Raw genomic sequence first — 19,134 nt, 5'->3', positions numbered from 1 at the left:
AAACAAAAGTCGTGAAGGTCACAGCTGCGTAACAAGCAGCGCCATGAACCGGTCAATTTCGGCCTCGCTGTTGAGCAGCCCCGGCGCGGTGCGTACCACCGGCCCGACGTCGCGTTCAACAGCGTCGACCACCACACGGTTCTTCATCAGGTAGGCAGCAATCTTGTCGCAGTCGCGATCCTTGACCCGGAAGAAGGTGAAACCGGCCGACAGTGCCGGGCTCAACGGGGTGACCAACTCGATCTGCGGGTGCTCCTGCAAGCGTTGCTTGAGGTAGCTGTTGAGCTGGTGAATACGCGCCTGCACCTCGGCCTTGCCCAGTTGCAGGTGCAACTTGAACGCTTCACTCAAGGCCCAGCGATGTTCGAAGGCGTGGTAGCCGCCAGGCGACATGCTCGTGGCGAAATCGGTGTCCTGGGAGAACGTCGGCGTGCTCGGCGTAACGTCCTTGAGTTGCTCGGAGCGGGCGCAAATAATCCCGGTGCCACGCGGGCCGAACATCCACTTGTGGGTGCCGGCGATAAAGAAGTCGCAGTGCATGTCCGGGAAGCTCAGGTCTTCGACGCCGAAACCATGCACGCCATCGACCACATAGAGAATGCGCTCCTTGTCGTCACGCTGGCGGTTGATCTCTTCGACCAGTTTGCCGATCTCGCCGATCGGCAGTTTGACGCCGCTGCCCGACTGCACCCAGGTCATGCCCAGCACGCGGGTGTTGGGACGAATGGCCTGGCGAATAGAGTTGAGCACTTCGTCCACCGAGACACTGTTGGCGTCCTTGAACAGGCTGATCTTGCGCACCTGCGTGCCTTCCTTCTTCACCCGGAAATCGAGGGTGAACTCGGTCGAATAGTGCTCGTGGACCGTGGTGAGGATTTCCTGATCGGGGCGCACATGGATGCCGCCGTAAATGGCCGCAAGACCCTCGGTGGTGCTGCCGGTCAGGGCGATCTGTGCCGGCTTGGCTTGCAGGTAGCGACCGGCCCACTCACGCACATCGGCTTCATGCTTCCAGGTTTCTTCCAGATCCCAATCCATCATCAGCCCGGGATTGCGGTCGAGCGTGGCGCGATGACGGTCGATGGCTGCCTGCACCGGGCGTGGATGCGAAGTGATCAGGAAGTTGGAAAAATGCAGGTAATCCGGGTCCTGATTGAACAGCTGTCGCAGCTGCGCCCATTTGTCCTTCGCCAGCGGTTGTGCGGCTGTTGCGCTCGGCGCGGTCTGGGCCTGAGCATGCACGGCGGCGCCCAGCGGCAGGCTGGCAGCGAGAATGCCGGCCTGTTTGAGGAAGGTACGGCGGTCAGTCATGGGCGCGGTTCACTTGTGATCAGAAGGGAAGAATTCATCGGCTCGCCACCGGTTTGGCGGATTTCTGTACCTGATCCCAGACCCGCAAGAAGTTGCCGCCCCAGAGCTTGGCAATATCGGCTTCGGAGTAGCCGCGTTGCAGCAGTTCGGCGGTGACGTTGCGGATCTCGCCGACGTTCTCCCAGCCCTTGACGCCGCCGCCTTCGTTGAAGTCCGAGGCGATACCGACGTGGTCGATACCGATCTTGCGCACGGTGTAGTCGATCGCATCGCCGAGATCCTTGAGCGAGGCTTTCGGTTCTTCGTCGAGAATGCCGTACAGCTGACCGGCGTACTGACCGAACTTCTGTTCCGGCCACGCCGCGATGATCGGGTCGCCCGGCATCAATGCCATGGCCAGGTTCGGCAGCGGCGGCAGGTCAAAACGTGCGCGCAGGGCGTTGAGTTTGTCCTGCGTGGCCTGAGTCAGCGGGCGCAGGTAGGCGGAGAAACCGACCACTTGCACCACGCCGCCGCTTTGTTTGATCAGCTGCATTTCCTTGTCGCTGAGGTTGCGCGGGATATCCACCGAGGCACGTGGCGCCGAGTGCGACGCGACCATCGGTGTGCGGCTCAGTTGCGCGACTTGCTCCAGCGCCTTGGTCGACATCTGCGAGACATCGATGATCACTCCCAGATCGTTGAGGCGGTGCACGGCTTGCTTGCCGACATCGGACAAACCGTTGAGGGCGTCCGGCGAATCATTGAAAAACGGCAGCGGGCGCGACGAGTCGCTCCACTGGTTGTTGCCGATGTAGCTGAAACCGAACATGCGCATGCCGCGCACAGCCCAGGTGTCGAGCAGGTTCAGGTCGTTGCCCAGCGGATAGGCGTTGAGCATGCTGATGAAGATGGCGAACTTGCCTTCGCCATGCAGACGACGGAAGTCATCGGGGGTGTAAGCAATCGCGACCTGATTGGGGAAGTCGCGGACCATCCCCGAGATGATTTTGTAACGCACTTCCTGCTGGTTGCGCGCTTCCTCGACAAAACCGTCGGTGGGTTTGTGCGGCGCGTTCGGGCCGTTCCACATTTCCGGCCAGCCGAAGATCGTCAACGCCGCGCCGGAGAGGCGACCGCGATTGGCCTTGGCCAGGTCGAACTGGCCGCTACCGTCCTTGTCGACTTCATTGCCAGCGGTGCCGAAGTCCAGCGGCACGGTGATGTGGCTGTCGAAGGAGAGCAGGCGATCCTGCAACTCATCGGCCTGTTTGAGCACCTTCGCCGGGTAGCCGGGATTGTCCCTGTACCAATAATCCCAGGCCGCAAAGCCTGCACCGGCGCTGATCGCCAGGGCCAGCGGCAGGCCGATGAATAGAGCCTTCTTCGAACGTGGTTTTGTCATTGCCATCTCAGTCAGTTCGCCGTCGAGGTACAGGCACAGGGGCCTTCGCTATCTGGAAAGAACGAGTGATTGGCCAGGGAATTTAGGTGCGCCGAAAAGATCCCCGCGTGTAGGCGCTGCGGCAGGCTGCGATCTTTTCAAGACCCCAACGTAAATTTGCCCGTGCAACAAACGTTCTAGCTTGGATAAAGCCTGCTTCATGGCTGACACAGGTAGGGCAATGAAGATTTCTCGACGATGGTTCATGGCAGGCCTGGCGCTGACCGGCGCTGCCGTGCCGGCCGCTATTTACGGGCATCGCGAATGGACCAGACCGGATCCGACGATCACTCCCGGCGAAGCCACGGTCGATCTGGCGGACACTGCCGGGCAACAATTGGCCAACGCCTTGCGCGGGGTCTGGAGCATTCGCTTTGAAGGGGCACAAATCGGCCTCGACGATTTGCCGCTGCAAGGGCTGGAACTGTTTCTGGATATTGCCCAGCGCGGACGCGGTCTGCGCGGCTACGTGGATACCGCGCAAAACCTGCGTGGCGACGCCGAACCGCGTTACCGGATCATCGGCGACCTGGTGCAGGCCAAACCCTCTGAGTTGTATTGGCGGCTGATCGACTCGCAGGCGGCCGACGGTGCGCCGACGTACGAGTTGGCCGTGGTCCTCGATGAAGTCTGGGCCGATTTCGGCAATGCCGGCAGTGGCACCCTCAGCGGGCGTATTTTGCGCCTTGATCGGCCGCTCGGCCTGCCGGAGCAGAACAACCGCTTTGTCGCGCACAAGCAATTGTTCCCCGAAGCGCGGCAACGCATCGGTCTCAATCCGACCTTGCTGGCCTGGCTGATCTCCCCCGAACATCGTCTGTTCCACCAGCTCTGGCATGCCTCGCGAGACAAATGGCACACCTTGCCCGAAGACAAGCGTGATGCCCTGCGCGGTATCGGCTGGCAGCCCGGCCCGCGTGACCAGGAGCGTGATGCGCGCGGACCGCGCAAGGATCGCAATGGCTCGGGCATCGACTTTTTCTTCATGCACCGGCACATGCTCGGGACGGCGCGTTCGATGCAGGCGCTGCCGTCATGGCCGCAATTCCCGATGCCGCAGCCTGCGCTTGAGCGCGATCGCCAGGGCTTCGCGCGTTATTTCGATAATCATGACGGCTACGCCTTGCCGCCCACCTGGCTGGCCAGCGATGACGCCGACTACACCCAGTGGGTCAGCGACATCAAGACCGCCGAGACCTATCACAGCAACTTCGAGGTCTGGGAATCGCAATATCGCGACCCGCGTTATCTGGCGAAACTGACCCTCGGCCAGTTGGGCTCGGAGATGGAACTGGGTCTGCACGACTGGCTGCACATGCGCTGGGCGTCGGTGCCGCGCGATCCGTCGAACGGCCAGCCGGTGCCATTCGCGCGTGATCCGGCGGACTTTTCCGCACGTTGGTACGCGGCTGAAAACGACTTTCTCGGCGACCCGTTTTCCTCCCATGTGAACCCGGTGTTCTGGCATTTCCATGGCTGGATCGATGACCGCCTCGAAGACTGGTTCAAGGCGCATGAGCGTTTTCATCCGGGTGAAGTCAGCCGGCAGGAAGTCAACGGCGTGGCCTGGTTTGCGCCGGGGCGATGGGTCGAGGTCGATGATCCGTGGCTGGGGCCAGTCACGCACGGCTGCAGCACAGTGCCGGGATTGCAGGTCGGCAAGTCGATGGAAATGGACCCGGAAACCATGAAGCTGGCACTGCGCATCACCTTCAGCGAAGACGAAAAAGTCCTCGCCGGATTATTCCGCCGAGTGCCGAAACGGCCATGGTATGCGCGCCACCTCAAGGTAAAAACCCGCGAGACCTGATACATCCCTGTATGAAATGTAGGAACTGTAGGAGCTGTCGAGTGCAACGAGGCTGCGATCTTTTGATCTTGACTTAACCGCCAAGATCAAAAGATCGCAGCCTCGTTGCACTCGACAGCTCCTACAGGGGTTTGTGGTTGGGGTTTGTGGTTGGGGTTTTGTGGTTTGTGGTTGTGGGTTTGTAGTGCCTGGATTTTGGCTTAGAGGGTTTGCCAGCCGCCGCCCAAAGCTTTATACAAGGCAATGCTCGCCTGCAGGCGCGACAGCCGCAGTTGCACGTTGAGGTCCTGCGCGGCATACAGCGTGCGCTGGGTCTCCAGCACGGTCAGCAAATCTTCGGCGCCGGCCTGATAGCGGCTCTGGGCGATGTTGAAAGCGGTCTGCGCCTGATTGAGTTCTTCGGTCTGCCACTGGCGTTGTTCGTCGAGACCGCGAATGCTGCTGAGGGCTTTTTCGACGTCGGCGAAGCCGTTGATGATCGCGCCCCGATAATCTTGCAGCAGTTCCTCCTGACGCGCGCTGGCCTTGTCGCGTTCGGCGCTCAGGCGACCGTTGTTGAAGATCGGCGCTACCAGCCCGGCCGTGAGGTTATAGAAAGGGCTGCGCAGCATGTCGCTGAAACGGTCGGAGCCGGAACCCAGTTCGGCGCTGAGGGTGACGCTGGGCAGCATCTTTGCCCGGGCCACGGTGACGTCGGCGCGGGCGGCGGCCAGTTGCGCTTCGGCGCGAGCGATGTCCGGGCGGCGGTTGAGCAACTCGCTGGGCACCCCGGCACCGATCACCGGCCATTGCAGTCGGGCAAAGTTTTCCTCGCTGACCGGCAGTTCCTGCACGGGGCGGCCGAGGAGGGCGGCGAGGCTGATTCTGGCGTCCCGCGCCTGTTGCTGAACCAGCGGTAATTGGCGTTGCTGCGCCGCCACCAGACTCTTCTGTTGCGCCAGTTCCAGCGCGGTGGCGGAACCGGAATCAAAGCGCGTCTGCACCAATTTCAAAACGCTCAGTGCGTTGGTCAGATTGAGTTCGGCGATTCGGCTTTGCTCATTCAGCGACAGCGTTTGCGCGTAGCTGTTGGCGACACTGCTGAGCAGCGTCAGCTCCACCGTGGCCTGATCGAATTGGCTGGCACGCAAACTCGATTGTGCGCTGTCGCGGCTGGCGCGCTGGCCGCCCCAGAAGTCGATTTCGTAACTGGCATTGAGGTTGGCATCGAAGTAATCCACCGCCTTGTTGCTGCTGTCCGCGTCCAGTTGGCTATAGCCGCTGCCGCGCATTAACTTCTGGCGGTTGGCGTTCATTCCGGCCTTGACCTCCGGCAGCAGCGAGCCGCCGGCAATCACTGTCGTAGCCTGCGCCTGGCGAACCCGCGCGACGGCCGCCGCGAGGTCAAAACTGCCGGCGCGAGCCTGTTCGATCAAGCTATCGAGCTCTGGGCTGGCGAACTGCGTCCACCAGCGCACGTCGTTGCGGCTGGCATTGTCGCTGTGCGCAGTTTGCCAGCTGGCGGGAGGCTGCAGGCCGCTCTCCGGGCGCTGGGCGGGGCTGCCGCAAGCGCTGAGAAGCAGGCACACGGTCAAGAAGCTGAGACGCGGTTTCATAGATCGATCATTCACTGGTAAGGGCCGTGACCGGGTCGAGCCGGGCAGCTTTGCGAGCGGGCATGAAGCCGAAAACAACACCGGTGACCAATGCACAGCCGAAAGCGCCGAGCACAGCCATCAGGGAGAAAGCGACGGCGACTTCGCTGAGAATCAGCACACCGCCGACCAGCAGCGCCAAAGCGATACCGGCCAGCCCGCCGACCACCGACAGCATCACCGCTTCGGTGAGGAACTGGCGCAGGATGTCGCGTTGCCGCGCGCCGGTGGCCATGCGAATACCAATCTCGCGGGTGCGTTCGCGTACGGTCATCAGCATGATGTTCATCACGCCGATGCCGCCGACCAGCAGCGAGATGGCGGCAATCGAGCCGAGCATCAGCGACAGAGTGTTTTGCGTGCGCGCTTCGGCCTGGATCATCGCGGCGTTGTTGGTCAGCTCGTAATCGTGTTTGCCGTTGTGCAGGCGGCGCATCAGTTCGTCGATGGCCAGTTCAGCCTCTTTGACCTTGCGCGCGTCGCTGGCGGCGATCACCACATATTCCGGATTGTGCCCGCCGAGCAGGCGAATGGCGGCGGCGGAGTAGGGCACGGCGATACGGTTGTCGCTGTCCTGATCGCCGGAACTGGAGCCTTTTTCGGCGAGCACGCCGACCACCTGGAACGGCACGTTCTCGATCAGGATGTATTGGCCGATCGGGTTGCTGACGCCTTTGAGCAACTTGTCGCGAATCTTCGTGCCGATCACCGCCACTGCGGCGGCGTTGCGCTCGTCGGCGTCGGTAAAGTAGCTGCCCTGAATCACCGGCCAGTTGAAGATGCTCGGGAAATTGGTGTCGTTGCCGCCGACGTAGGCGCTCTGGTCGACGTTGCCAAAACGCACCGCCACCTCGGCACCGGCCACCGGCATGATCCGTTTGACTTGCGGCAGGGTCTTCAGCGCGGCGACGTCATCAAGGGTGATCACCCCGAGTGGCGTGCGCGGGTTGGGCGAAGCGCCGCTGAGGTAGAGCAGGTTCGAACCGAATGCGCCCATCTGCGCCATGACCTGGCGTTTGCTGCCTTCGCCGACGGCGAGCATCACCACCACCGACGCCACGCCGATGACGATGCCGAGCAACGTCAGCGCGGTACGGAAACGGTTGATCCACATCACCCGCCACGCGGCTTGCACGGCGTCGACCAGTTCGCCTTTCCAGGCGCCCGTGGCTTCGGCGCCTTCGCTGAGGCGTTTGCGCAGATCGACCGCCTGCAAGGCGCCGGGGTTGGCCGAGGTCTGCGCGTCGGGATTGTCGCGGGCGCTGTCGCTGATGATCAGCCCGTCGCGAATTTCGATGATGCGCTTGGCGCGGGCGGCGACTTCGCGGTCGTGGGTGATGAGAATGACCACGTGGCCCTGGCTCGCCAGCTCATCGAGCAGGGTCATGACCTCTTTGCCGCTGTGGCTGTCGAGGGCGCCGGTCGGTTCGTCGGCCAGAATAATGTGCCCGCCGTTCATCAGCGCCCGGGCGATCGACACCCGCTGCTGCTGACCGCCGGACAACTGGTGCGGTCGGTTGCCGGTGCGCTCGCCCAGACCGAGGCGTTGCAACAGCGCGGCCGCTTGAGCATGACGCGCCGCCGCCGGAGTGCCGGCATAGATCGCCGGCATCTCGACGTTTTCCTGGGCCGAGCTGGACGGAATCAGGTGATAGCCCTGGAAAACAAAGCCAAAGGCTTCGCGGCGCAGCCAGGCCAGTTCGTCGCTGCTCAGGTGCGCAACGTTTTCGCCGGCAAACAGGTATTCGCCCGAGGTCGGTCGGTCGAGGCAGCCGAGGATGTTCATCAGCGTCGACTTGCCGGAACCGGAGGCGCCGACGATTGCGACGAATTCCCCGGCGTGGATCGACAGGTCGATGCCGCGCAACACGTCAACTTTGGGGGTGTCCTGTCCGCCGTAGGATTTGCGGATGTCTTTGAGGTCGATCAGCGGCGTTTGCATTTAGCCTCCGCTTCCCTCTGCCGGACCGATCAACAGGTGATCGCCTTCCTTCAAGCCGTCGAGAATCTGCACCTGCAAGCGGTCGCTGAGACCGGTGCGCACCTGACGATGCTCGATGTCGCCGTTCTTCGCCACGACCCGCGCGGTTTGGTTACCGGCCACCTGACCTTCGTTGTGCAGTGCGGCGACCGGTGCGGTGAGTACGTCCTTGGCGTTGCCAGCGACAAAAAATACCTGGGTGGTCATTTCGGCCATCAGCGCGTTGTCGCTGTTTTCGACGTCGAGCAGGACTGTGTAGAGGACCACGCGGCCGCTGCCGCTCTTGCTCGTACTGTTCGGGCTGCCACCGCCCTGGCTGGTCTGGTCCAGCGGTTTCGGTGGCACCGGAAGGATCTGCCGCACGGTGCTGGCCCAGCGCCGACTGCCGCCGCTGAGGGTGGTGAAGTAGGCGTTCATGCCGGGTTTGACGTGGCCGATGTCGGCTTCGGACACTTCCGCCCAGACGGTCATGGGCGACAGTTTGGCGATGCGCAGGATCAGCGGGGTCTGCTGCTGGGCGTTGAGGGTCTGGCCTTCACGGGCGTCGATGTTGACCACGGTGCCGGACATCGGCGCGTAGATTCGGGTGTAACCGAGTTCGGCCTGATCGCTGCGCAGGCTGGCCTGGGCCTGGCGGATCTGCGCCTGGAACATGTCGATGCGCGCCTGGGTGGCTTTCAGTTCGGCGCGGGCGGTCTGCACGTCTTCTTCGCGGGTCGCGCCGCCGGCTGCCAGGTTCTGCTGGCGTTGATATTTCTGCTGCGCCAGCTCGTGCTGCGCGCGTTGCTCTTGCAGCTGGGCCTTGAGGTTCTCGATGGAAAACTGCCCGGCGTCGAGCTTGGCTTTCTGCGTCGACGGATCGATTTCCACCAACAGTTGGCCTTCCTTGACCACGTCGCCGACTTCCACATGGATCTTCTGGATCTGCCCCGACGCCTGCGCGCCGACATCCACGTAACGCCGTGGTTGCAGGGTGCCCAGCGCGGTCACGCTGCTTTCGATGTCGCCGCGACTGACTTGCACGGTGGTGAATTTGTCCCGGCCCGGCGGCATGATCTGCCAGGCGGCGTAGGCAACAACAGGAATCAGACAAAGGGCTACGAGCAGCGCGCGTCGGGCGGGGCGGGGACGTTTCATGCAGGGTTCCGGCCAGTGGAATTCGGCCCGTCGTTCAAGTGGCACGCAAAAAAAGGGGCGGCTGAACGCTGTCGCGGCAAGCGACAGACACGGGGAGCTGTCCTGTAAACGATGAAAGTCGCGGGGAATTTAAGCGGAGACACAGGATGTTACAGGTATAGAGCGGCATTATTTATCGGGCAAAGACAAACGCCACTTTAAATCTATATGAGAATTACTATAAATTACGCGCCTCAAGTTGCCACTATCGTGCTACTGCCCAAATCGCCATCGCGGATCGGGTTAAAAAGGACATAAACCGCAGCAGTCTTGCGGCCGGGAGTCATGTTGGAAAACTACTATCGCGAGTTGGTGTGTTTCCTTAACGCCAAACTCGGCAATCGCCAGATTGCCGAAGATGTGGTGCATGACGCCTATTTGCGTGTGCTGGAACGTTCCAGCGACACGCCGATCGAGCAGCCCCGGGCCTTTCTTTATCGCACGGCACTCAATCTGGTGATCGACGATCATCGGCGCAATGCCCTGCGTCAGGTCGAATCGCTGGAAGTGCTCGACAGCGAAGAACGCTATTTCACCCCGTCACCGCACAATACCCTCGATCATGGCCAGCGCCTGGAGATGCTCCAGCGGGCATTGGCCGAATTGTCTGCAGCCTGTCGTGAAAGTTTTTTGCTGCGCAAAATCGAAGGTTTGTCGCATCTGGAGATCGCCGAACACCTTGGTATCTCCAAGGCGCTGGTGGAAAAACACATCGTCAACGCGATGAAGCACTGCCGCCTGCGCATCAAACAATGGGATGCCCATTGAGCCGTCGCCGTTAAATTTTATTTCACTTTCCTCGTTCCTACTCAACAGACGACCTGCTGTCCTGCTCAAGGCCGGTCAGGTCACTTAGGCTCTCCTTGCCCCTTGTTGAGGGGTTCATCCAGAGGACACTGGAAATGACTCAGGCAATTGCATCGCCCATCGTTCACGACCTGATCGGCGTCGGTTTCGGCCCTTCGAACCTGGCGCTGGCCATCGCTCTGCAAGAGCGCGGCCCGACCCATGGCGAGCTGGATGTACTGTTCCTCGACAAGCAGGCTGACTACAGCTGGCACGGCAACACCCTGTCGACGCAAAGCGAGTTGCAGATTTCCTTCCTCAAGGATCTGGTGACCCTGCGCAATCCGACCAGCCCGTATTCGTTCGTCAACTATCTGAAATACCACGGCCGTCTGGTCGACTTCATCAACCTCGGCACCTTCTACCCGTGCCGCATGGAGTACAACGACTACCTGCGCTGGGTCGCCGGGCAGTTCACCGAGCAGAGCCGTTACGGCGAAGAAGTGCTGACCATCGAACCGGTGCTGCACAACCATCAGGTTGAAGCGCTGCGCGTTATTTCCCGTGGCAGCGACGGCCTGCAACATGTGCGCACGACCCGTTCGGTGGTGGTCAGCGCCGGCGGCACGCCGCGTATTCCGGAGGCGTTCAAGGCGCTGAAGGGTGACACCCGGGTGTTCCACCACTCGCAATACTTGTCGCAAATGGCCAAGCAGCCATGCGTCAACAATCAGCCGATGAGCATTGCGATCATCGGTGGTGGGCAGAGCGCGGCGGAAGCGTTCATTGACCTCAACGATTCGTTCCCGTCGGTGCAGGTCGACATGATCCTGCGCGGCTCGGCACTCAAGCCTGCGGACGACAGCCCGTTTGTCAACGAAGTGTTCTCGCCGGAGTTCACCGACCTGGTGTTCCAGCAGAACAGCGCCGAGCGTGAGCGTCTGGTCAACGAGTACCACAACACCAACTACTCGGTGGTCGACATCGACCTGATCGAGCGCATCTACGGGATCTTCTATCGCCAGAAAGTCTCGGGTGTTGCCCGTCACGCGTTCCGCACCCTGACCACCGTTCAAAGCGCGACCGCGACCGAAAACGGTATCGAACTGGCCGTGCGCAATAACGCCACTGGCGAAGTCACCGTGCGCAACTACGATGCGGTGGTATTGGCTACCGGTTACGAGCGCCAGATGCACCGCAAACTGCTGGCGCCGCTGGAAGAATACCTCGGCGACTTCGAAGTGGATCGCAACTACAAACTGATCACCGACGAGCGCTGCAAGGCCGGCATCTACATGCAGGGCTTCTGCCAGGCCAGCCATGGTCTGAGCGACACGCTGCTGTCGGTGTTGCCGATCCGCGCGGACGAGATTGCCGGTTCGTTGTATGAACACGGCAAGAACCGTGGGCATCGGTCGATGGCGGATCTGTTGTTGGCGACTGCCAGCTAAAAGGCGAAAAGATCGCAGCCTTCGGCAGCTCCTACATCGAGATCGTTCCCACGCTCTGCGTGGGAATGCCTCAACGGACGCTCCGCGTTCGGCCTTCGATAGGGCGCGGAGCGTCCCAGGCTGCATTCCTTTGCTGCGCGTGGGAACGATCATCCTGAACCCTTCCTGAACACCCGCCACATTCCCCGACACACTGCCTGTTGCGGGTTTACTCTCCAGACATCGGGGCGTAAGCTTCGCGCGTTTTCATCAATAGCGGAGACCCACAGTGGGTACTTGTTCGAGTGACAGTTGTCGGCCGGTCTCGGTAACCGGCAGATTCTCGGCAAGATAACGCGCAGACTTTCTCTGTCGTTGTCTCGCCGTAAAAGCGAGCAGCGGCATCCCGTGCATGCCCCGTCCTGGGCCATGTCTGGACGTTCCTTCTCATCGACGCTGAACAGAGCGTGATTTCGACTGCACAGTCGTGATCGCAGCCCTATCGACACGCCTGTCTTTTCTGACCGGCGCGCCAGGCCTTGCCGTGCCGGTTTTTCCGGCGGCAGAGGCGCGGCCGTACCTGCTTGACGGTTTCCCGGCTGACCATAGGGGCAACAGCCATGAAACTTACGCTCAAGGAATTCTTCGCAGGTTTTCTGCGGACCCGCCACATCGCCCGACACTTCCGTCGCCTGGCGCTGCTGGAATCGATCAACGACACCACGGTCAGCCGTGAAGTCCCGCCCACGCTGGCCAACACCCTGGTCGATGCCGCGCATTGCGACAGCGGCGTGCTGCTGTCGTCATTGGGCACGCATTCCGATGGCCTGACCGATTTCGAAGTCGATGCGCTGCGTGCGCAATACGGCCTCAACGAAGTCGAACACGAGCAGCCGCTGCCATGGTGGATTCACCTGTGGCACTGCTACAAAAACCCGTTCAACCTGCTGCTGACCCTGTTGGCGGTGATCTCGTGGCTGACCGAAGACCTCAAGGCCGCTGTGGTGATTTTCTCCATGGTGGTGCTGTCGACGCTGCTGCGCTTCTGGCAGGAAAGCAAATCCAACCAGGCCGCTGACGCGCTGAAAGCCATGGTCAGCAACACCGCGACGGTGCTGCGCCGAGACGCGCCACGCAGCGAATTGCCGATCAAGCAATTGGTGCCGGGCGATCTGATCGTGCTCTCGGCCGGCGACATGATTCCTGCCGATTGCCGGGTACTCAGCGCCAAGGATCTGTTCGTCAGCCAAGCCGCAATGACCGGTGAATCAATGCCGGTCGAGAAGTTTCCGCGTCAGGCTGATCGCGACACGCGCAACCCGCTGGAGCTGGACAACATCCTGTTCATGGGTACCAACGTGGTGTCTGGCACGGCGGTGGCGGTGATTCTCACCACCGGCAACAGCACTTATTTCGGTGCGCTGGCCCAGCGCGTTGGCGCTACTGATCGCGGGGTGACGTCGTTCCAGCAAGGTGTCAACAAAGTCAGCTGGCTGTTGATCCGCTTCATGTTCGTCATGGCGCCGCTGGTGTTGTTCATCAACGGTTTCACCAAGGGCGACTGGACGGAAGCACTGCTGTTCGCGCTGTCGATTGCCGTCGGCCTGACCCCGGAAATGCTGCCGATGATCGTCACCTCGACGCTGGCCAAAGGCGCGGTGTTCCTGTCGCGCAAAAAAGTCATCGTCAAACGTCTCGATGCGATCCAGAACTTCGGTGCCATGGATGTGCTGTGCACCGACAAGACCGGCACGCTGACCCAGGACAAGATCTTCCTCGCGCGTAATGTCGACGTCTGGGGCGCCGATTCCGATGACGTGTTGGAAATGGCCTATCTCAACAGCTACTACCAGACCGGCCTGAAAAACCTGCTAGATGTCGCGGTGCTGGAACACGTGGAAATCCACCGCGAACTGAAAGTCGGCACGGCGTTTCGCAAGGTCGACGAGATCCCGTTCGACTTCAATCGTCGGCGCATGTCGGTGGTGGTCGAAGGGCGTGGCCAGCCACATCAGTTGATCTGCAAAGGTGCGGTAGAAGAAGTCTTGGCGGTGTGCAGCCGCGTGCGTCATGGCGAGGTCGATGAAGCCTTGAGCGATGAATTGCTGACCCGGATTCGTCAGGTCACCGCAGCATTCAACGCTGAAGGCTTACGCGTAGTGGCCGTGGCCGCACGCTCGATGCCTGAAGGTCGGGAAATCTACAGTCTGGCTGATGAAAATGAACTGACGCTGATCGGCTACGTGGCGTTTCTCGATCCACCGAAGGAAAGCACCGCACCAGCGCTCAAAGCCTTGGCCGAACATGGCGTGGCGGTAAAAGTGCTGACCGGCGACAACGAGCTGGTGACGGCGAAGATCTGCCGCGAAGTCGGCCTCGCGCAACAAGGCCTGCTGCTGGGCAATGACGTTGAACGCATGAGCGATGCCGAACTGGCCGTGGCCGTAGAGACCACCAACGTCTTCGCCAAACTGACACCGTCGCACAAGGAGCGCATCGTGCGCATCCTTAAAGGCAACGGCCACGTGGTCGGGTTCATGGGCGACGGCATCAACGACGCGCCAGCGCTGCGCACCGCCGACATTGGTATTTCCGTGGACAGCGCGGTGGACATCGCCAAGGAAGCGGCCGACATCATCCTCCTGGAAAAGAGCCTGATGGTGCTGGAGGAGGGCGTGCTCGAAGGGCGGCGCACCTTCGCCAACATGCTCAAGTACATCAAGATGACCGCCAGTTCCAACTTCGGCAACGTCTTCTCGGTATTGGTCGCCAGTGCGTTCATTCCGTTCCTGCCAATGCTGCCGATGCACTTGCTTGTGCAAAACCTGCTCTACGACATTTCGCAGATTGCGATTCCGTTCGATAACGTTGATGAGGAAATGCTGAAAAAACCGCAACGCTGGCAGCCGGGTGACGTCGGGCGCTTCATGCTGTTCTTCGGCCCGATCAGTTCGATCTTCGACATCACCACGTTCGCCTTGATGTGGTACGTATTCGATGCCAACACCCCGGATCACCAGACGCTGTTTCAGTCCGGCTGGTTCGTGGTCGGGTTGCTGACCCAGACGCTGATCGTGCACATGATCCGCACGCCGAAGATTCCGTTCCTGCAAAGCCGCGCAGCCATGCCGCTGCTGGTGATGACCGGAATCATCATGGCGGTGGGGATCTTCCTGCCGATGGGGCCGCTGGCGCACTACTTCAAACTGCAGGCACTGCCGTCGCTGTACTTCGTGTTCCTGCCGGTGATCCTGCTGGCGTACATGGCGCTGACCCAGGCGGTGAAAGGCTTCTACATCCGCCGCTTCGGCTGGCAGTAATGCTGCCCCTGTAGGAGCTGCCGAAGGCTGCGATCTGTTGATGTTGTTTTTAAAAGGCAACAGCAAAAGATCGCAGCCTGCGGCAGCTCCTACAGAGATGGGTGTTTCAAGTGAATTTCAAGCAGGCCCGACGAAGGGTTTGTGTGTATTCAAGGAGATGACGATGCAAGCCATCAACAACCTCAACCTCGATTCGCTGCTCGACACCCTCGTCAGCCTCAGCGCCGCCTTCATTCTCGGCGGCCTGATCGGTTTTGAGCGCCAGTACCGGCAACGAACCGCCGGCCTGCGCACCAACGTACTGGTCGCCGTCGGCGCGGCGATTTTCGTCGACATGGCCAACCGTCTCGCCGGTGCCGAAGGCGCAGTGCGCGTGGTTGCCTACGTGGTCTCCGGGATAGGCTTTCTCGGTGCCGGGGTGATCATGCGCGAAGAGGGCAACGTGCGCGGCCTCAACACCGCCGCGACCCTGTGGACTTCGGCGGCGGTCGGCGCCTGTGCCGGTGCCGACCTGCTCGCAGAAGCCGTGCTCGGCACGCTGTTCATCCTCGCTGCCAATACCTTGCTGCGGCCGATCGTCAACAACATCAACCGTCAGCCACTGGACGTGGTCTCGGCGGAAGTCACCAACATCGTCTACGTCATCGCCCGTCGCTCACAGCAAACCGCTGTGTTTGCCCTGCTCGAAGCGGAACTGGAACGCAGCAACTACCCGGCCAGCGATGTCGACGTGCATGCCTTCGGCGCCGATGAAATCGAGATTGAAGCCACGCTGGCGACCACCTCGGTCGATGGCGATGAACTCGACGCACTGGTGGCGCGGATCTCGACGTCGGCATTGGTGGTGCAGGCGTTCTGGAGTCCGAGTACCACGGAATGATATTTCTCGGTTGCTGAGAATTGTCCTACAAGGCGGCAAGAAAGAACTTACATTTTCAGCCTTGGGTCTCGATCACTATTTGTTCCGGAGCAGAGATGCCCGGCGTTCTGATGACTTGTTACGGATTTACGGCTGTGCAACGGATACCTGGAAAGTTCGGCAAGGAAAGGCCGGATATATGGGGGGGACCATCGGTTGCAGAGTTCGTGAGGAAGTTTGTTCGCTGTTGCGAATAAACCTGTTGCCGTTGATGAGTGATTGGGAAAGCCAGGCCGCTGGGCCGAATAAATAACTATCCCAAGAGATGTAAAACATGAAAAAGATCGTCGCTGTTACCGCCGCTACCGTTGTCATGGGTCTTGCTTCTTTCGCCAACGCTGCGACGCCAGCTTCCGGCAACCCTGGCACCGTGCGTTTCATTGGTGAAATCGTATCCGGCGCCTGCGGTATCGACGCCAGCTCTCTGGACCAGACCGTTTCCCTGGGTCAGGTGCCATCGAATCAATTCACCGCCGTCGGCAGCCGTTCGACCCCGGTCAAGTTCGACATCATCCTGACCGACTGCGACACCACCACCCAGAAGAACGCGCGCTTCACCTTCAGCGGTGTGCAGGATCCAGCGGTTCCGGGCCTGTTCGCCACCACCGGTCTGGCGCAGAACGTCGGCATCCGTCTGCAGGCCAGCGCCGGCGAAATGCTCGACAACGGCACCGAGCAGGTCGCTCCGGTTGTGCTGCAAAACGGCAACAACACCGTGACCTTCGCCGCCATGTACGAAGCCACCGCTGCGACCGTCACCACCGGTGAAGCAGACAGCGTTGCCAACTTCACCGTGGCCTACAACTGATACCGCAGTATCGCAAGTTGTAAGAAAAAGGGGTGAAAGCCCCTTTTTTCTTTTTCGTCAAAGTTCTGATAAAGGCTATTTACCGTGTACGGCCGAAAACTTTTCGTGTCTTGCGTGTTGATCTCCTGTGCGCGTTATTCAAACGCCGTGGAGTTTAATTCGGAGTTCCTGAATATCGATAAAAATGACGATATCAGTCTCGGACAGTTTGCCCATGCCCAATACACTGTGCCTGGCCGTTACTTGCTGGACATTACCGTTAACCAGCGTTACTTCGGCTCGCGCTCGATCGAGTTCAAGGCCGGTGATAAAGCGGATGAAAGTTACGCCTGTCTGCCCGCAGACCTGGTGGCGACCTTTGGTCTCAAGCCTGCTTTGCTGGAAAACCTGCCGCGTCTGGCTGACGGTCAATGCGTGGATCTGCGCGGCATTGAAAATGCGTCGATCAAGTACATGAAAAACCTTGGGCGCCTGTCGATCAGTCTGCCGCAGGCCACCTTCGAATATGACGACCCCAACTACATTCCGCCCGCCGCCTGGAGCGACGGGCTCAACGGCGCATTGCTCGACTACCGAGTGATCGCCAACAGCCGTGAAACCAATACGCCGTCCGGCGATTCGCGTTCATTACAGAGCTACGGCACAGCGGGGATCAACCTCGATGCCTGGCGTATTCGCGCCGATTATCAGGCGCGCCAGGAGTCCGGTAGCCAGAGCCATGATTCCCACGGCGAAGCGTTCCAGTTGAACCGTTTGTACGCCTATCGGGCGTTGCCATCGATTCGTTCGAAGCTGTCGGTAGGCGAGGATTATCTGAACTCCGACGTGTTCGACACCTTCGCCCTGCGCGGTGCGACCCTGAGCAGCGATGACCGCATGTTGCCGCCGAACCTGCGCGGGTATGCGCCGTTGATCAGTGGCGTTGCGCGCACCAACGCGACCGTCACCGTGTCCCAACAGGGCCGCGTGTTGTACTCGACCACGGTGACGCCGGGCGCATTCAGCATTCAGGATCTCAACAGCAGCGTGCAAGGCACTCTGGACGTGACCGTGCGCGAAGAGGACGGCACCGAGCAGACGTTCACCGTGGCCACCGCCGCCGTGCCGTTTCTGTCCCGTGAAGGTGAGTTGCGCTACAAGGTGTCCGCCGGTCAGCCGCGCCTGACCGGCAATGGCGGCACTGAGCCAGAATTCGTGGCGACGGAGGCGGCCTACGGTCTGGCGAAAGACTGGACGGTGTACGGCGGCATGCTCGGCGCTGCGGGTTACCAGTCCAACGCGATCGGTATCGGTAAGGATCTCGGCGTCTTCGGCGCGGTGTCGGGGGATGTCACAAACTCCCGGGCCAAGCTGCGCTGGAGCGGCGAAACCGTGGTCGGCAACTCCTACCGGATCAACTATTCCAAGCGTTTCGATGCCATCGGCACCGACCTGCGTTTTTTGGGCTATCGCTTTTCCGACAAGACCTTCACCAACTTTTCGCAGTTTGTCGGCGATGCCGATTCCTATGCGCTGAACTCGGGAAAACAGCGTTATTCGGTGACCGTGGCCAAGCATTTTTCCTGGTTGTCGACGAGCTTCTCTTACGACCACTCGACCTATTGGGATGCGCCCGCCGCCGATCGTTTCGGGTTGACCGTGGCGCGCAGTTTTTCCCTCGGCAACGTCAAGAACATCAACGTCAACGTCTCGGCCTACCAGACCCAGAACAGTCGGCAGAACGACTCGCAGATATATCTCGGCGTGACCGTGCCTCTGGGCGGCAACTCGATGCTGTCGAGCAACTTGCAGCGCTCGGGTAACGGCAATTCGTCAGCCAGTGTCGGTTACAGCCATGATGACGGCGAAGGCGTGAATTATCAGCTGTATGGCGGCGTCGGCGACAACCGCTACGTCAACGCCTATGTCGGCAAACGCGCATCGAGTTACCGCGCCAATGCGTCGGCCTCCACCGATGGCAGCACTTATCGCTCGCTGACCGGCGAACTCGACAGTTCCTTGGTCGCCACCCGTTATGGCGTGTCGGCTCATGGCAACGGCACCAACGGTGATACGCGCTTATTAGTGTCCACCGACGGCGTGCCGGACGTGGCTTTCACCGGCCAAACCCGCACCAACGGCGAAGGCTACGCGGTGATGGACGGCTTGCCGTCGTTTCAGGCGTACGAGGCGCGGGTCAACGTCGAAAAGCTGCCGCTCAACACCGAAGTCTCCAACCCGATCCAGCGTCTGGCGCTGACCGAGGGCGCCATCGGCTACGTCAATTTCTCCACCGGTCAGGGCCATAACGCGTTTGTCGTGTTGACCCGTGCCGACGGTAAACCGGTGCCGTTCGGCGCATCGGTGCAAGACAAGAACACCAATAAGGAAGTGGGCATCGTCGGCGAGGCGGGCGTCACTTATCTGTTGGGCATCAAGGCAGGGGCTGAACTGGTAGCGCGTTGGGATGACGCCGGCCAATGCAGCCTGGCCAAACTCCCTGAGGAAGACGTGGTGACCAACGTCGCCAAGCCTGCTCAGTGTCTGTAACCGCGTC

At 60.7% G+C, this 19,134-nt stretch carries 12 protein-coding genes; 7 read left to right on the top strand and 5 right to left on the bottom strand.

Annotated elements, in window-relative coordinates:
* Positions 1-18: 18 nt before the first annotated feature.
* Both pvdN and pvdM read right to left on the bottom strand, forming a co-directional pair.
* Positions 19-1,311, bottom strand: a complete 1,293-nt coding sequence (pvdN, locus tag QOL84_RS09690) for a pyoverdine-tailoring periplasmic protein PvdN (RefSeq protein ID WP_283437071.1) — start codon at positions 1,309-1,311, stop codon at positions 19-21.
* A gap of 34 nt (positions 1,312-1,345) precedes the next feature.
* A complete protein-coding gene (gene pvdM / locus QOL84_RS09685) occupies positions 1,346-2,695 on the bottom strand; it encodes a pyoverdine-tailoring dipeptidase-like protein PvdM (RefSeq protein ID WP_283437070.1) in 1,350 nt (449 codons plus the stop codon).
* Between the two features lie 220 nt (positions 2,696-2,915).
* Here pvdM and pvdP point away from each other — a divergent pair, with 220 nt between their 5' ends.
* Positions 2,916-4,544, top strand: coding sequence for a pyoverdine maturation tyrosinase PvdP (pvdP, locus tag QOL84_RS09680; RefSeq protein WP_283437069.1), 1,629 nt, complete (start codon positions 2,916-2,918; stop codon positions 4,542-4,544).
* Between the two features lie 200 nt (positions 4,545-4,744).
* Here pvdP and QOL84_RS09675 read toward each other — a convergent pair whose 3' ends face one another.
* From QOL84_RS09675 to QOL84_RS09665, 3 genes are read right to left on the bottom strand one after another with little or no spacing between them, the layout of a single operon-like run.
* On the bottom strand, positions 4,745-6,139 hold the full coding sequence (locus QOL84_RS09675) for an efflux transporter outer membrane subunit (protein ID WP_283437068.1): 1,395 nt from the start codon (positions 6,137-6,139) through the stop codon (positions 4,745-4,747).
* A 7-nt stretch (positions 6,140-6,146) separates the two neighbouring features.
* Positions 6,147-8,120, bottom strand: coding sequence for a MacB family efflux pump subunit (locus QOL84_RS09670; protein ID WP_283437067.1), 1,974 nt, complete (start codon positions 8,118-8,120; stop codon positions 6,147-6,149).
* The gene (locus QOL84_RS09665; RefSeq protein ID WP_283437066.1) at positions 8,121-9,296 is read right to left on the bottom strand and encodes an efflux RND transporter periplasmic adaptor subunit; all 1,176 of its coding nucleotides are present in this window, start codon (positions 9,294-9,296) and stop codon (positions 8,121-8,123) included.
* Positions 9,297-9,620: 324 nt separating this feature from the next.
* Between QOL84_RS09665 and QOL84_RS09660 the strand changes: the two genes are divergently transcribed.
* From QOL84_RS09660 to QOL84_RS09635, 6 genes are all read left to right on the top strand, one after another.
* Entirely contained in the window at positions 9,621-10,103 is a 483-nt protein-coding gene (locus QOL84_RS09660) for a sigma-70 family RNA polymerase sigma factor (RefSeq protein WP_129391655.1), read from the top strand.
* Between the two features lie 134 nt (positions 10,104-10,237).
* A complete protein-coding gene (locus tag QOL84_RS09655; protein ID WP_283437065.1) occupies positions 10,238-11,572 on the top strand; it encodes a lysine N(6)-hydroxylase/L-ornithine N(5)-oxygenase family protein in 1,335 nt (444 codons plus the stop codon).
* Between the two features lie 599 nt (positions 11,573-12,171).
* Positions 12,172-14,871 (top strand): magnesium-translocating P-type ATPase, encoded by a 2,700-nt coding sequence (gene mgtA, locus QOL84_RS09650; RefSeq protein ID WP_283437064.1) that lies wholly within the window; start codon positions 12,172-12,174, stop codon positions 14,869-14,871.
* Between the two features lie 163 nt (positions 14,872-15,034).
* Complete coding sequence (locus tag QOL84_RS09645) at positions 15,035-15,751, top strand: MgtC/SapB family protein (RefSeq protein ID WP_007913384.1); 717 nt, start codon at positions 15,035-15,037, stop codon at positions 15,749-15,751.
* Between the two features lie 313 nt (positions 15,752-16,064).
* Positions 16,065-16,598 carry a fimbrial protein gene (locus QOL84_RS09640; RefSeq protein ID WP_283437063.1) on the top strand — a complete coding sequence of 178 codons (534 nt, stop codon included), beginning with the start codon at positions 16,065-16,067 and terminating at the stop codon, positions 16,596-16,598.
* Positions 16,599-16,745: 147 nt separating this feature from the next.
* On the top strand, positions 16,746-19,127 hold the full coding sequence (locus QOL84_RS09635) for a fimbria/pilus outer membrane usher protein (RefSeq protein WP_283437062.1): 2,382 nt from the start codon (positions 16,746-16,748) through the stop codon (positions 19,125-19,127).
* The last annotated feature ends 7 nt before the right edge of the window (positions 19,128-19,134 follow it).

The sequence above is a fragment of the Pseudomonas helmanticensis genome (assembly GCF_900182985.1).
Classification (GTDB): Bacteria; Pseudomonadota; Gammaproteobacteria; order Pseudomonadales; family Pseudomonadaceae; genus Aquipseudomonas; species Aquipseudomonas helmanticensis.
This window is presented reverse-complemented; position numbering and strand designations above follow the sequence as displayed.